A 16,177-nucleotide genomic window follows, 5' to 3' on the forward strand; every position below is an offset into this window, starting at 1 on the left:
AACTTCTTATTGTAATTTCGTACTTATACATAAAACTAACCAATCTTTATTCAATTTATGGAACAATTACTTACCATTGATAGTTTATTCACTTTATTAATGCTTGTTTTACTACAAGCTGTATTAGGTTTTGACAACCTTTTATATATTTCTTTAGAATCCAAAAAAGCGCCAGCAGAGAAACAGAGTTTCGTTCGTAAAATGGGTGTTGGACTAGCCATCATTCTACGTATTGTTTTACTTTTTGTACTTATGTCTCTCATACAGTTCTTTCAGGATCCTTTTATGAGTCTTCATGATAATAACATTATCGAATTTGAATTTAATGTACATAGTGTCATCGTACTTGTTGGAGGTGTTTTTATTATCTATACCGCAATAAAAGAGATATGGCATATGATGATGATGAAAGAACACGAAGACATCCATAAGGATGAAAATAAAGGTTCCACAAAAAAAATCATTTTCTGGATTGTGATTATGAATCTAGTTTTTTCTTTTGACTCTATTCTTAGTGCCATGGCATTAACGAGTCATATGGAATACATTCCTCAATTAGTTTTAATGTCTATTGCTATTGTTTTAGGAGGTGTTTTAATGATTGTCCTAGCAGATAAAGTATCTAATTTCCTTCAGAAAAACAGAATGTATGAAGTATTAGGTCTTTTTATATTATTTATAGTTGGTATAATGTTATTATCAGAAGGTGGTCATCTGGCGCACTTACACCTTTTCAATAATGCTATTACACCAATGAGTAAAACTACGTTCTATTTTGTAATTGTGGTTTTAGTGATAGTAGATATTGTACAAGGACGTTATCAGAAAAACTTATTAGCTAAACAACAACATCTGGAAAAATTATCTGAAAACAAAGAAGAGCACTAAACCTTTTCATTTAATAGTACAAAAAAGTGCTTCTGCAGAAAACAGAAGCACTTTTTTATTTACTTAAATTCATAAATTATCATTGTCTTGTAAACACTAATGCTACTTGCCCTAAATCAGCCACGGTATCTGTAAAAGAAAGTGTAGTTTCTGTTAATACTATGGTTACTGTATTTACATTCATTCCTGTTGGAGTAAATGTCAATTCATCCCCATCTAAGCTCCAAGTTCCTGTTTCTGTAAGTGTATTGCCTGTGCATTCTGCTGTTACCACAGGAAGTGGTCCAGAAGTATCTACATTCACAGTAATTTCTGTTACGTCCTGACTATACGTATTATCATCACTTACTGTAATTGTATCTTCGAAACAAGGCAACTCCTCTAATAAATTAGTAGATGCCATTCCATCCATATTCAAGTCAACAGGTAGTACTCCTGAAGCAGAAGTAAGTTGCCAAGTCCCAACTATAGAAATCGTAGTTGGATCTCCTCCATTATCATCATCAGAGCTACAAGAAGTAAAAAATAATGCAATAGAAATTGCGAAAAGAAAAAAATTGGTTTTCATAATATGAGTTTTAATTAGTAACGAGTTATTATTAATTCTTAGTATCTACAAAATAAATACATTTAAACACTTAAACCCATCTGTTTTAGCTTAACCACCCGTAGTTGCAGTAAAAAAATCATAATAATTTAAAAAAGTAGGGATCACAGGACCATTAAAAGTATTCGGGCCATTGAACAAAACACAAACAGCAACTCTGTTCTCAAGATCTACCATCAACTGTGTTTTATATTGATTTACGTTTCCGCCGTGATAAATAATTCTTCTTCCTCTGTAATCCAATACTCGCCAGCCCTTAGCATAATAAGAATCTGTAACTCCATCCCATAAGTTCACATATGTATCCTTATTACTAGTACAAATCATAGGGTTAAAAATTTCAGTCAAGCTTTCTTCAGAAATTATATCAGGTCTATATCCCAATAATACCTTTAAGTATTCTGACATGTCCGATATAGATGCATTAATTCCTCCTGCAGCGGCAACATTATAATAGTTTTTATGAATATCTGTTAGATAGTACTTTTTCGAATAATGATTCCACTTATGAGGCAAGGCAACATTCGTATTGTTTTTAATATTGGCATACGTACTTGAAGCATTGTTCATTCCCATTGGCACAAACAATCTTTCTTTAAGTAAGGTTTCAAAAGATTTTCCTGTTCCATTTTCCATTATCTTTTCTATAATAGAAAATGCTGCATTTTGGTATTCATATTCAGCACCTTCCTTTGCTACCACACCATTTCTTTTAAAATTAGAAATAATACTCTTTAAAGGCAATCCTTTGTGTATCAGCTTAGAGTTTGTATACTTATAAAATCCCGCAGTATGAGACAATAGATGATTAACTTTCAATCGATTTGCTTGGGCTTTATCTTTTAAATCAAAATCTTTTACAGATTCTTTGACTCCTTGTTTCCATTGCAATTCATTGCGATCTACAAGATTTCCAGCAAGTACAGATGTTACCCCTTTGGATAAACTCGCTATTCTAAAAACTGTATGTACATCTACAGAATCTGTTGTATGTATTTTTTTTACCCCAAAACCTTTTTTATAGATCACTGTAGAATCTTTAACAATAACGACAGCTGCTCCAGGACATTCAGAAACATTAAAATTGGTGGTAAAAAATCGCTCATAATGATCCAGAAAAAAAGATAAAGAATCCGTTTTCTGTTTTACAAATTTTTGTTCTACAACCACTTCTTTTTCTTCCATTTTAGAGGTAGTACATCCAACGATACAGATAGAAACAAAAAGGCCTAAAATATTCTTCATACAGCAATGATCTTAATTGCTGCAAAATACATTTAAAAATGTTTTATGTAAAAACTTTCTTGGAAGCTTTTTATAATTTTATAAAACAAATCTATATGTAGCTTTAATTAAAAATGTATTATCTGGTTGTTGATCCAAAATTTGATTATCCAAACTCCTAAACAAATGGTCTCCAGGATCTCCTAAACCGGTTACTCCTTGCGACCATACCAGAAAAATCTCTGAACCTGGAATATATTCCCAACGCAATACCAGATTTGATCTAAATTGCACAAAGGCAAAATCGGGATTACCAATGGTATAATCAACAGTTCCATCCCTATTTTCATCTACCGAATATACATCATCAGCAAAAGAAATCTGATTATCATCATACAAGGTAATTCGCTCGTTCAAATCGTTTGATATTGGGTTATTTACATAGTTGAAATCCTTATATCTTCCTCTGGATATAAATGGTTGTCCATAATATTGAATAGTAAGATTTGGGTTTAGATTATAATTAAGACGTATACTTGCACTTAAAGTTTGTTGATCAATTCTAGCAGTAATATATCGAGGTGTTCCCGCAAAATCAGTCTCGGTTACATACTGCGTTTTATTAGGGTTTCTAGTAAACTCAGGGTTTAAAGAAACACTAAACGCATTAAAAGGTTGATATCTCAATCTAAGAACATAGCGTTGAAAAGAAAAATTATTCTGTCGCGCCTGCGAATTCACATGCCCCATTGTGAAACTAAACTTTTTTCTTTGGTCAGAACCAAAAAACAACACTCCGATATTTTCTTGTGAAAAACGAAAACGCGGTCCTCCTCGTAGGATTGTATTCGTAAAAATTCTTGGTTTATGAATATATTCTACTTCTGTCCACCAATTATTAGTATAACTCATAAAACCACTTAATCCATATTGTATTCTATTATAATTCCCTTCAAAATCAAATGTAGAAAACTGATTAAAATTAATGTTCCCTCTTCTATACCATTTTGTAGGTTTCAGAAACAGATAACGAACATTAGTAAACTGTCTAATCTCATCCGCTTGTCTTAAGAACCCTACATCATTTAATTCTAGTTCTGGAGAACGCCAAAACAAGCCACCTTCATATCGCCAATTTCCTCCTCCTGTTTTACCTCCAAGAATCTTACCTCCAGTTCCAGTTAGCGATGTACGATTAGGGTCTACCTCAACATGATCAGCATCCACTCGATTAAATAAATGTGTAAGTGAATTCTGAGTAGCTTCAATTGATTCTTTAGAACCTTCAACATGACTGGTTACAATACTACCCAGCACAAAATACTTTCTATCTTTCCAATTATGCCTAAAATCCAAACCACCAGTGTACGCTGATTTTCTTAAAAAGTTTAGATTATTTTCTCTTAATCCAGCTAACTCAGAGGTTTCATCGGTATCTGGATTATCATAATCTATATTCAGTATATCTCCAAGATCACGATTCGTAGCAGTAAAAATACCACCAATGTATGTATTGCGATCATTAAAATCTTTTTGCAACCTACCTACAAAATAGTTCGTTAGTGGCTCTACTATTGTTTCTCGCCTGTTTCCATCGACATCTTGTATTTTTGCTATTTCTCTTTCTGTAACACTTTCTAAAATACCAATAGACCATCCATTCTTGGTTTTACCGCTAAACTTAGCAGCTCCTAATATTGTTGTATTATTAGGTCTATCAACAAACTCTGTATTAATTGGACTGGAGCCAATAGAGCCTTGTGGATTTCGACCAATTCTTCGCGAATAAAATACATTGTCCTGACCATTAGCAAATCGATAATCAAAAATATTCTTGTTCTCCACAAAAAAAGGTCGTTGTTCTCTAAAGAAAATTTGAAAACCATCTAAAGCTATTGCCGCAGGATCCGCCTCAACTTGACCAAAATCAGGATTCACTGTTAAATCCATAGTAAGATCATTGGTAATACCAATTTTAGCATCCAAACCTCCATTTAACTTAAAATCATCTCCATCTCTAAATGGATTACCTTCTTCTTCTGGAAAGGTATCATATTGAGTAACTGCAAAAGGTTGAATTTCTAACTGCTTTTGTGGTTCGATATTGATCAAGCCGTGTAATTCTCCAAATTCACTAACCCATCCAGGCGCATCCTGAGGAACACGTTGCCATACAGATCGCTCTTCTTGTCTAAAAAATCTTCGAGTGAATTGAAGTCCCCAAATTTGTTCTTTACTTTTTCCAAATTTTAATTGACTTAAAGGTATTTTTACTTCGGCAGTCCAACCTTCATTATCAATATTACTAGCAGCATACCATATTGGGTTCCAACTACTATCCCAATTATTGCCATTATTAGATATAAACTCATCACCTTTTACTCCTGCGGCGGTAATTGTAAAAGAAAAACCTGTACGTTTATCATGATAACTATCTAAATTCATTTCTACCCAATCACCAGCAAAACCATCTCTTCTAGATAATCTCTTTTCAATCTTATCTGGTTCTGTATCATAACATCTATACGCTACATAAAGATATTTCTGATCATATATTATTTTAAATTTTGTCTGTTGGCTTGGCGGTGTATTTTCATCAGGTCGATTTTCAATAAAATCTCCAGACCATTCAACCAAATCCCACGCTGGTTCATCGATTAATCCATTAATAGTTGGCACTTCTGATTCATTAAGTGGCTTGGTTGTATAAATCCTCTTTTTTACAATGGTTGAATCTTGCGCATTCATAAATAATGTAAAAAGGAAGAATCCTAACACTTGAATAGTGTACTTCATGATGATTAGTTTTGTTGATTGATGTTTAATAGAAGACATAAATTATGAATCTTTGTCACAGTTATGTTAGTCATTTAGTAAAATATTAACATGAAAATGAAATTTAGAAAGCCAAAACGATAAAAAAATATCAGATTATTGATCTATCTGAAAACCAATGGATCATACTTATAAAATAATATCAATTACCTGTTTGCTATATAAATATATAATTGTACATTTGCACCCCTATTTTATATAGGAAAGGAATGTTTAATTAGTAAAATTAGTTAGTGTGGACACATTAAGTTACAAGACAGTATCTGCCAACAAGGCAACCGTTTCAAAAGAATGGTTACATATAGATGCTGAAGGACAGACTTTAGGACGTCTATCTTCTGTAGTAGCAATACTACTTAGAGGAAAGCGTAAGCCTAACTTTACCCCACACGTTGATTGCGGTGACAATGTAATTATTACAAATGCCGAAAAAATCAACTTAACAGGAAAAAAGTGGACAGATAAATCGTATATCCGTCACACTGGATATCCTGGAGGGCAAAGAAGTCTTACTGCTCAGGAGTTATTTGACAAAAACCCAGAGCGTTTAATCGAAAAAGCGGTAAAAGGAATGTTACCTAAAAACAAATTAGGAGCAGAATTATTCCGTAATTTAAAGGTTTATGCTGGAGCAGATCACAATCAAGATGCTCAGCAGCCAAAAACTATTAACTTAAAAGAATTTAAGTAATGGAAGTTATTCACAAAATTGGTCGTAGAAAAACGGCTGTAGCTCGAATATACCTTAAAGAAGGTTCTGGAAAAGTTACGATCAACAAGAAAGATCTTAACGATTACTTTACTACTGCTACTTTACAATACAAAGTGAACCAACCTTTTGCTTTAACAAGCAACGAGGACAAATACGATGTAAATGTAAATGTATATGGTGGTGGAATTACAGGACAAGCTGAGGCGGTTCGTTTAGCAATATCCAGAGCGGTATGTGAACTAGACGAAGAAAACAGAGCAATCCTTAAACCAGAAGGTTTATTGACCAGAGATCCTAGAATGGTTGAGCGTAAGAAATTCGGACAGAAGAAAGCTCGTAAGAAATTCCAGTTCTCTAAACGTTAATTTATTAAAACAGTATTTGTTGTTATCCCCTATTATAGGGAGTTAGTTTAGCATCTAAATACTCAAGGCCATATCGCAAAACGATAGCCACTTGGGTATTGCTAATTCAACAGAACGTAAACTATTACAAAAATGGCAAACAATATCGAAGTAAAAGATTTACTTGATGCAGGTGTACATTTTGGTCACCTGACAAGAAGATGGGATCCTAATATGGCACCATATATTTATATGGAGCGTAACGGAATCCACATCATTAACCTATATAAAACAGCTGCAAAAATTGATGAAGCTAGTGAAGCTTTAAAAAAAATAGCAGCTTCTGGTAGAAAAATACTTTTCGTTGCTACCAAAAAACAAGCAAAAGAAATCGTTGCTGAAAAAGCAGCAAAAGCAAATCAACCATACATCACAGAAAGATGGCCTGGTGGTATGCTTACCAACTTTGTTACTATTCGTAAAGCAGTAAAGAAAATGGCTGCTATCGATAGAATGAAGAAAGATGGTACTTTCAACACTTTATCTAAAAAAGAGCGTTTACAAGTAGATCGTTTAAGAGCTAAATTAGAGAAAAACTTAGGTTCTATTTCTGATATGACTCGTCTACCTGGTGCGTTATTTGTTGTAGATATTACTCGTGAACACATCGCAGTAAAAGAAGCTCAAAAATTAAACATTCCTATTTTTGCAATGGTAGATACTAATTCTGATCCACGTCAGGTACAGTATGTAATTCCTGCAAATGATGATGCTTCAAAATCTATCGACAAAGTAATGACTTATGTTAGTGATGCTATTATCGAAGGATTAAGTGAAAGAAAAGCTTCTAAAGAAGCTCCTAAAGCGGAAGCAACTCCAGCTAAAAAGGAAGCTCCTGCTAAAGCTGCAAAAGCACCAGCTAAAACTGAAGCGCCTGCACCTGCTGCAGAAGCACCAGCTAAAGTTGAGGAAGCTCCAGCAGTAGTTGAAGCTGCTAAGCAAGAAGAAGAATAAACATTCATTGATTGCTTTCAATCATTAAAAATTATAAACTAAAAGCTAAGACACATAACTTAGCTTTTAGTTAAAATTAATGAGTCGTTTAGTTCTTTACTTGATAAGTAATATTAACTAAACGACTTATTTTTTTCACAAACACATTAAATATTTATAGACATGGCAAAGATTACAGCCGCAGAAGTAAGCAAACTACGTAAAGCTACAGGTGCTGGAATGATGGATTGTAAAAAAGCACTTGTTGAAGCCGAAGGAGATTTCGACAAAGCAATAAAAATCCTAAGAGAAAAAGGTCAAAAAATAGCAGATAAAAGAGCCGACAGAGAATCTTCTGAAGGTGCAGTTATTGCAACCGTAAATGACGCAAAAAACAAAGGTGTAATTGTTTCTCTTAATTGTGAAACTGATTTTGTTGGAAAGAATGATTCTTTCGTTTCTTTAGCAAAAGAATTAGCACAACTAGGCCTAAATAGCTCTTCTAAAGAAGAATTATTAGCTGCTGATTTTAATGGAATGACTGTTCAGGATAAGCTTATTGAGCAAACTGGAGTTATTGGAGAAAAAATAGAAATCGGAGATTTTAAAGTATTAGAAGCTCCTTTTGTTGGATCTTATATTCACGGTAACAAAATAGGTGCTCTTACTGGACTATCCGCTACCATTGATACTGCTGAAACTCTTGCTAAAGATATCTCTATGCAAGTAGCCTCTATGGGAGCAACTACTTTATCATATAAAGATTTTGACCCAGAATACGTTGCTTCAGAAACTCAAGCAAGAATTGCTGCAATAGAGAAGGAAAACGAAGAACTAGTTAGATTAGGTAAAACTTTAAAGAACGTTCCTCAGTTCATCTCAAGATCTCAGTTAACCGATACTGTAATTGCTGAAGCTGAAGAAAGACTTAAAGCTGAACTTAAAGCCGAAGGTAAGCCAGAACAAATCTGGGATAGAATTCTTCCTGGTAAATTAGAAAGATTCATTTCTGACAATACTACTCTTGATCAGGAACAATGTCTTCTTGACCAGAACTTTATTAAAGACGAAAAGAAAACTGTTGCTGATTATGTGAAAACATTAGGTGACATTTCTGTTGTAAATTTTGAGAGAATATCTCTATAATAAACTTTACAACGTAGAAAAAAATAGTTTTTATTTTTAAACATCAAAAACCGCTTCGATTGAAGCGGTTTTTTTCGTCATTCTTCAAAATACTTTTTTCCTAGTATCAAAAACATTTTTCTAAACATTTCGGACCCCTCCAAAATGCTACCCCAAAAAAGACTAACTCCCCAATTAGCCTAGAACATATATTACACTACTGTGAACATATGGATTCTAAAAAAACGATTCATCACTATTTCAAAAATATTTCTCATCTCCCCTATTTTTGTTTTCCTTTGGCAAACGTATGACATAATTGTAAGTCAATCAATAGCTACATTAGGGGAAAAGAACCCTTTTTTAATACCATTCATCATATTTTAACATTTTAGCACCTTTTAGAAACCCATGTCTTTAGTTATTAAAGTATTTTCTAAATTAAGAATATCGTTATATTTGCACCACAGTACAAGCAAATGATGAAATACAAAAGGATATTACTAAAATTATCAGGAGAAGCCCTGATGGGAGAGCGTCAATATGGTATTGACCCAAAAAGATTAGCAGAATATGCTAATGAAATCAAACAAATAACCGACAAAGGGGTAGAAGTTGCCATAGTTATCGGTGGTGGTAATATTTTTAGAGGTGTTGCTGGTGCAAGTAAAGGCATGGACAGAGTACAAGCTGATCATATGGGTATGCTTGCTACCGTTATTAATGGATTAGCATTACAAAGTGCCTTAGAAGATGCTGAAATTCCAACACGACTCCAATCCGCAGTTAAAATTAATGAAGTAGCCGAACCTTTTATCAGAAGAAGAGCGATGCGACATTTAGAAAAAGGGCGAGTAGTAATTTTTGGAGGAGGAACTGGAAACCCATATTTCACTACAGATTCTGCTGCCGTACTAAGAGCAATAGAAATTAATGCCGATGTAATATTAAAAGGAACAAGAGTAGATGGAATCTATACAGCAGATCCTGAAAAAGATTCTCAAGCTACTAAATTTGATTTTATTACATTTGATGATGTCTTAAGCAAAGGACTTAAGGTTATGGATACTACTGCATTTACATTAAGTCAAGAAAATGAATTGCCAATTGTTGTGTTTGATATGAACAAAACTGGGAATTTACTAAAAGTAGTTTCCGGAGAATCAATAGGAACAAAAGTAAATCTCTAACAATAGTGGCTCATTTTTTGATCTACTGAAAAGAAAAAGAACTATTATAAGATGAACGAAGAAGTAAATTTTATTCTGGATTCAACTAAAGAATCTATGCAAGGTGCAATTGCTCATTTAGAAAAACAACTAATTGTTATTAGAGCAGGTAAGGCGTCTCCAGCAATGCTAAGCGGTGTTATGGTTGAGTATTACGGAAATCCTACACCTCTTAACCAGGTAGGAAATGTAAATACTCCTGATGCTAGAACAATTACAATTCAACCTTTTGAGAAATCTCTTATTCAAGAAATCGAAAAATCGATTTTGATGGCCAATCTTGGATTTAACCCTATGAATAATGGGGAAAGTGTTATCATAAGTGTTCCACCTCTAACAGAAGAACGTCGTCGAGATTTAGTAAAACAAGCTAAAGCTGAGGCAGAAGATTCTAAAGTTGGCGTACGTAATGACCGTAAGAATGCCAATAATGAAATAAAAAAATTAGAAAAAGATGGATTATCTGAGGATATGGCAAAAAATGCCGAATCAGACATTCAAGAATTAACAGATAGCTTCATTAAAAAAATTGATGATATGTTAAGTGTTAAGGAAAAAGAAATCATGACAGTATAATAACACCTTAAGAATCCTACACAAAAGTGTTTTCTTTCACAAAACACTTTTGTGTATTTTTATTTTTTTTTGAACTAATTCGGATAATGCAAAACAAACTATTCTGTTTATTATTATTTTTTCCATTTGTTTTAATATCCCAAATTAGCATTACCGGAAAAGTAATCGATCAAAGCACTAACGCTCCCTTACCATTTGCTACGGTTAAAACAGATACCAATACTTATGCATTAACCTCTGCTACAGGAGAGTTTGTAATTAGATGTGATAGTTACCCAGTAAACCTTACTATAAGCTACATAGGGTATATTACTAAGAACTTCTCTATCAAATCTCAAGATGTTGTAAAAGTAGAAATACAACTCACCTCTAAACAAGAAGATTTAGATGCAGTAAAAATCGATATTCCAGGAAGTGTTGCTTCTAACATCATTAAACAAGCAATTGATAATAAAAATAAAAACAACCCTAATAAGGTTCTAAAAAGTTATACTTACAAAAGCTATAACAAATTTAAAATCACAGAAGATAACCGAGCAAGATTCGAGACTCCCGATACTACAGGAGCAGATATGGAACGCATCTTTAATGATGCCCATTCTTTTCTCTCCGAAAAAGTAAGTGTACACGAATTCAGTAGAGGGCGCGATGAAAAAGAAACAGTACTAGCATCTAGAATGTCAGGTTTTAGTAAGCCTGTATACAATGTACTTGGCATCAAAATTCAATCAAATTCTTTATACAAAGAAAATTATGTAATCTTCAACAACAGATACGCAGGACCGTTATCTAATAGAGCACTTAAAAACTATTATTACAAGGTTCTAGACACCACTCAAGGCAAAAGACCAACGTATGTTATATTATTCCAACCAAGAAGGTCGAAAAGAATAGCCAGCTTAGAAGGTATTCTATATTTAGATATGGAAACGCTGGCTATACAAAAAGCTATTGCCGAAATAAGAGGAGAGCTTAATGTAATGGTTACTCATGATTTTGAATATTTCCCTGATGAAAAATCTTGGTTCCCATTAAACCAAGAAGTTACGATCCGACCAGGCATTGGCAAACAAAAAGTTACACTATTTGGAGGGCAAATATCAGTTGGTAGATTAGGTAATGACAAGAAGAGTTTTACAGGAAATAATGATTTTCTGATTTCAAAAACTGATTATTTTGATTATGAAACTAAATCTGATAGCAAGATTAGACTCCAACAATCTGCTATAGAAATTGATCCACAAGCGACTTCGAGAAATGAAGAATACTGGAACAAGTATCGCACAAGTGCGATTACAGAAAAAGATCTTAATTCTTTCCCGATAGTTGACAGCATCGTTCAAGCACAAAATATAGAACGAAGAATCGATGTAATACAAAGTTTTAATATTGGATATTATCCTGTTGGTTTTTTTGATTTCGACCTTACATACCCCATAAAGTACAACAACTTTGAAGGCTTACGTTTAGGACTTGGAGGTTTAACCAATGATAAATTTTCAAAACGATTTAGAACAGAAGGCTATCTTGTATATGGCTTTAGAGATGGAAGATTTAAATTCGGAATTGGTGGCGGTGTTTTACTAAATAAGAATGCAGGGTCTTGGTTAAATATTAATTATACTGATGACCTTAAGGAAGTTGGAAGTTTCTTTTATTTAACAGATAGACGAGTCTATTCCTTATTCGAACCAAGATTAGTAAATATAGATTTCTATTATAAACACAGAACCTGGAGTACTAGTTTACAACATAGAATTCTCCCTAAATTATTATCAGAAACCCAATTATCTATTAGCAACATTGATCAAACAGGAGGATACACCTATCTTAATGAAGGCACTGTATTCTCATCATACAAAACTGCCGAATCTACTATCGCGCTGCGATGGAGTCCTTTTAGTAAATTCCTAAAGACTCCTGATGGGTTTAAAGAAATCCAAGACGGATATCCTAAAATAACTGCGCAATACACTCAAGGATATAAAGGGTTATTTGATAGCAATTTTAGCTATAGTAAAATAGGGATTAAAGCAGAATATATTATTAATCGACTTAATCAATCCAGCACTAGTTTTTTATTAGAAGGAGATATTGCAAGTGGAGATGTCCCCTTAACACATCTATATCACGCATATCCCAATGCTCCAACAAAAGAAACAGTCTTTCAAAGGTTTTCTGTAGCAGGCCGAAGAAGTTTTGAAACCATGTATTTTAGTGAGTTCTTTAGTGATAGACTAGCAACTTTACAGATCAGACATAGGTTAAGACCTTTTAAAATAGCAAGTTGGTTTAAACCCGAAATGGTACTAATCAGCAGGTATGCCATCGGGGATGTTAGCAATAGAGATAAACATCAAGGAGTGAACTTCAATTCCCTTCAACAAGGTTATCAAGAATCAGGATTCGAAATAAATAAATTGTTTGCTGGTTTTGGATTAAGTTTTGCGTATCGATACGGTGCATATCATTTACCAAAATTAGAGGACAACATCGCATTTAAGTTCACTTTCTATTTAAAGCTTTAGCGTATTGCTGCTTAATAATTTTCTTTTAAGAATTTATTAAATAATAAACCTTCAAATTCTTACATTTGCACAAGGAAAAATAGAGAATGGCAAAGTTATTAACTTTCGGATTTTGGAATACATTAGCTGGAATTATACTCCGTAATAGAGCGGTAATATTTATACTTATAATCGGGATCACAGTTTTTCTTGGTTTTCAATGGAAAAATATGCGTTTCTCTTTTTCCGAAGCCAACCTCCTTCCTGATGATCACGAAGTAAATCTAAAATATCAGGAATTTCTTGAAAAATTTGGAGATGAAGGTAATCTCATTGTAATGGCAGTGAGTGACAGTTCTCTTTTCACCCCAAAGAAACTAAAAGCCTGGAATGATTTTAATGATTCCTTTAAACAATATAGCGAGATTGATTTAGTCATTTCGGTAAGTGACCTAAAAACGCTAAAAAAAGAAGAGAATCCTGCAAGATTTGAACTCGTACCTTTTATTAAAGACAGTGTATATACAGAGAAAAATGTCTCTAAATATGAATATGAGTTATTTAATAAACTTCCTTTTTACGAAGGATTAATTTACAGTAACAAATCCAAAACTATACAAAGTGCAATTTATCTAAACAAAGATATTGTAAACACTATTGTAAGGAAAAAATTTATTGAAGAAGTCCTAAATCCGAAAATAGAGGAATTCGAAGAAAAATACGAAATGGATGTTAAGGTTTCTGGTATGCCATATATCAGAACTATGAATTCTCAAAATATAATGGATGAGATTCAAATATTTATTTTAGCTGCATTGTTAGTGACATCCTTTATTTTCTTTTTCTTTTTTAGATCTTTCAGAGCCACTTTTATTTCAATGACTGCGGTTATTATAGGTGTAATGTGGGCTTTTGGATTATTAGGCCTACTACAATATGAAATAACCGTATTAACGGCTATTATTCCTCCTTTGGTGATTGTTATCGGAATCCCAAACTGTATTTTTCTTATTAATAAATATCAGCAAGAAATAAAAAAACACGGTAATAAAGCAAAATCTTTACAGCGTGTTATTACCAAGGTTGGAAATGCTACATTAATGACCAATGTAACTACTGCCGCGGGTTTTGCCACTTTTGCCCTTACTGAAAGTAAATTGTTAAAAGAGTTTGGTATAGTAGCAGCCTTAAATATAGTAGCTCTTTTTATACTTTGTCTTCTCGTTATAACCATCATTTATAGTTATATGCCTCAACCTAAAGAAAGGCATTTAAAACACTTAGGAAAACAATGGGTAGAAAGGCTTGTTAACTGGATGGAGCATGTAGTTAAGACAAGAAGAATAACGATATATTGTTCTTCTGTCGTTATACTTATTGCAAGCATTATTGGAATTTACACCATTAAAGTTTCTGGTAGTTTATTAGAAGACATGCCAAAATCAGCAGGATTCTTTCAAGACATCCAATTTTTTGAAGATGAGTTTGATGGCATCATGCCTTTAGAAATTCTTATAAACACAAAACGTAAACAAGGAGTTCTAAAACTACCTACATTACGTAGAATGGAACAATTAGAAGATTTATTAGAAGAAACCCCAGAATTATCAAAACCTATTTCTATTGTCAACTTAGTAAAATATGCTAAACAAGCTTATTATAAAGGGAATCCTAAATATTATCAATTACCTACAAGACAAGAACGAAATTTCATTTTACCATATGCCAAAAGTTTTGAATCCGAAACTGCCGCTATGAATAGCTATGTCGATTCGACTGGACAATATGCTAGGATCACTACATTTATGAAAGATGTAGGTACAGAAGAAATGGAAAGAATTGAAGCTAACTTAGCTCCAAAACTTGAGAAAATATTCCCAAAAGATCGATACGAAATATCTTTTACTGGAAAGGCACTTATTTTTCAGAAAGGAACAAATTATCTAGTATGGAACCTTATATTTTCGCTTGGATTAGCCATTATATTAATCGCATTATTTATGGCTTGGATGTTCCGATCATTTAAAATGATCATTATATCATTAATTCCTAACCTGCTTCCGTTGTTGATGACTGCAGGCTTAATGGGGTTCTTAGGAGTTCCTATAAAACCTTCAACTATACTAGTATTTAGCATCGCATTTGGTATTTCTGTAGATGATACAATTCATTTTCTAGCAAAATATCGCCAAGAACTAAAGTCTAATCACTGGAGAATTCGCAAATCTGTTTTTGCAGCATTAAAAGAAACTGGAGTAAGTATGTTCTACACTTCTACTGTTTTATTCTTTGGTTTTTCTGTATTTATGATTTCAAGTTTTGGAGGTACCAAAGCGTTAGGTGGGCTAGTTTCTGCCACATTACTATTCGCAATGTTAGCTAATCTACTACTTTTACCTTCTCTTTTACTTTCTTTAGAAAGAAGTATTGCTAATAAAAAGACGCTAAAAGAACCAGCCTTAAAAATTATTGCAAGTGACGACGAACTTGCTGATGAAGAAGAGAAATAATAACGGTTTTTCTAATTGTCAAATGTTACAAAAAAAGAAGCCTCACCAGTAAACTAGCGAGGCTTCGTGTAAGATAGATTACCCCAAAACCTATCGAACTAAACTTAACGTAAACACAATCGTCATAATTGCATATGCAATATACATCCCCTTTTTGTATTTTGAAACACCTTCAAGGGGGGGAATTCCCCCATGCGCTAAAATAAATATACTTTTAACATTTTATTTGTAGTCTAAAAAATAATATAAAAAATTTAATTATCTAAATATCAGTTTACTATACTTTATTATTCTGTAGGAATATTTACTATAGTTTTAGTAAAAAAATAGAAAAAAACTATTTTTTCCCCGAAAATACTTTATTTTACGGTTTTTACATCGAATCAACATTGTCAAAACCGTCAGATTTTATATTTTTTATTATAGACTCATTTAATTCAATCAAAAAGAATACCAAAATATTAATTACTTAGTATTCTTTTTTTGAAGGATAAGATTATGTATCAATTCGATTAAAAAATTATCTTTGCTACCTTAAAATTTTGTATTTATTAATTTGGGAAAGAAAACTATAAAACAAGAAGATTAACCCAAATAAATGAAATAAGCAAACTATCTAAAAACCGT

General features: G+C 32.9%; 12 protein-coding genes. 9 read left to right on the plus strand and 3 right to left on the minus strand.

Annotated features, from left to right (window positions below; translation table 11 throughout):
- The first annotated feature begins 57 nt into the window (after window positions 1–57).
- Entirely contained in the window at window positions 58–888 is an 831-nt protein-coding gene (locus tag QBK95_RS07220; RefSeq protein WP_280932056.1) for a TerC family protein, read from the plus strand.
- A 79-nt stretch (window positions 889–967) separates the two neighbouring features.
- Here QBK95_RS07220 and QBK95_RS07225 read toward each other — a convergent pair whose 3' ends face one another.
- From QBK95_RS07225 to QBK95_RS07235, 3 genes are all read right to left on the minus strand, one after another.
- Window positions 968–1,456, minus strand: coding sequence for a lipocalin family protein (locus QBK95_RS07225; RefSeq protein WP_280932058.1), 489 nt, complete (start codon window positions 1,454–1,456; stop codon window positions 968–970).
- 90 nt (window positions 1,457–1,546) lie between these two features.
- Window positions 1,547–2,740, minus strand: a complete 1,194-nt coding sequence (locus QBK95_RS07230; RefSeq protein WP_280932059.1) for a serine hydrolase domain-containing protein — start codon at window positions 2,738–2,740, stop codon at window positions 1,547–1,549.
- Window positions 2,741–2,818: 78 nt separating this feature from the next.
- Window positions 2,819–5,515, minus strand: a complete 2,697-nt coding sequence (locus QBK95_RS07235; RefSeq protein ID WP_280932061.1) for a DUF5916 domain-containing protein — start codon at window positions 5,513–5,515, stop codon at window positions 2,819–2,821.
- Window positions 5,516–5,789: 274 nt separating this feature from the next.
- Here QBK95_RS07235 and rplM point away from each other — a divergent pair, with 274 nt between their 5' ends.
- The 8 genes from rplM to QBK95_RS07275 all read left to right on the plus strand — a co-directional run bounded on the left by rplM (window position 5,790) and on the right by QBK95_RS07275 (window position 15,550).
- On the plus strand, window positions 5,790–6,245 hold the full coding sequence (rplM, locus tag QBK95_RS07240; RefSeq protein ID WP_280932062.1) for a 50S ribosomal protein L13: 456 nt from the start codon (window positions 5,790–5,792) through the stop codon (window positions 6,243–6,245).
- Window positions 6,245–6,631: a 30S ribosomal protein S9 gene (gene rpsI / locus QBK95_RS07245; protein ID WP_280932064.1), complete on the plus strand. Its 387-nt coding sequence runs from the start codon at window positions 6,245–6,247 to the stop codon at window positions 6,629–6,631. The genes rplM and rpsI overlap by 1 nt, the downstream gene beginning before the upstream one ends.
- Before the next feature lie 132 nt (window positions 6,632–6,763).
- Window positions 6,764–7,624 carry a 30S ribosomal protein S2 gene (gene rpsB / locus QBK95_RS07250; RefSeq protein ID WP_280932067.1) on the plus strand — a complete coding sequence of 287 codons (861 nt, stop codon included), beginning with the start codon at window positions 6,764–6,766 and terminating at the stop codon, window positions 7,622–7,624.
- Between the two features lie 162 nt (window positions 7,625–7,786).
- Complete coding sequence (tsf, locus tag QBK95_RS07255) at window positions 7,787–8,749, plus strand: translation elongation factor Ts (RefSeq protein ID WP_280932069.1); 963 nt, start codon at window positions 7,787–7,789, stop codon at window positions 8,747–8,749.
- Window positions 8,750–9,210: 461 nt separating this feature from the next.
- Window positions 9,211–9,918, plus strand: coding sequence for a UMP kinase (gene pyrH / locus QBK95_RS07260; RefSeq protein WP_280932305.1), 708 nt, complete (start codon window positions 9,211–9,213; stop codon window positions 9,916–9,918).
- Between the two features lie 51 nt (window positions 9,919–9,969).
- Entirely contained in the window at window positions 9,970–10,533 is a 564-nt protein-coding gene (gene frr, locus QBK95_RS07265) for a ribosome recycling factor (RefSeq protein WP_280932070.1), read from the plus strand.
- Between the two features lie 86 nt (window positions 10,534–10,619).
- Entirely contained in the window at window positions 10,620–13,061 is a 2,442-nt protein-coding gene (locus QBK95_RS07270) for a DUF5686 family protein (protein ID WP_280932072.1), read from the plus strand.
- Window positions 13,062–13,147: 86 nt separating this feature from the next.
- Entirely contained in the window at window positions 13,148–15,550 is a 2,403-nt protein-coding gene (locus QBK95_RS07275) for an efflux RND transporter permease subunit (protein ID WP_280932075.1), read from the plus strand.
- Window positions 15,551–16,177 lie beyond the last annotated feature (627 nt).

Origin of the sequence: Aquimarina mycalae (assembly GCF_029906345.1) — a bacterium.
Lineage (GTDB): Bacteria > Bacteroidota > Bacteroidia > Flavobacteriales > Flavobacteriaceae > Aquimarina.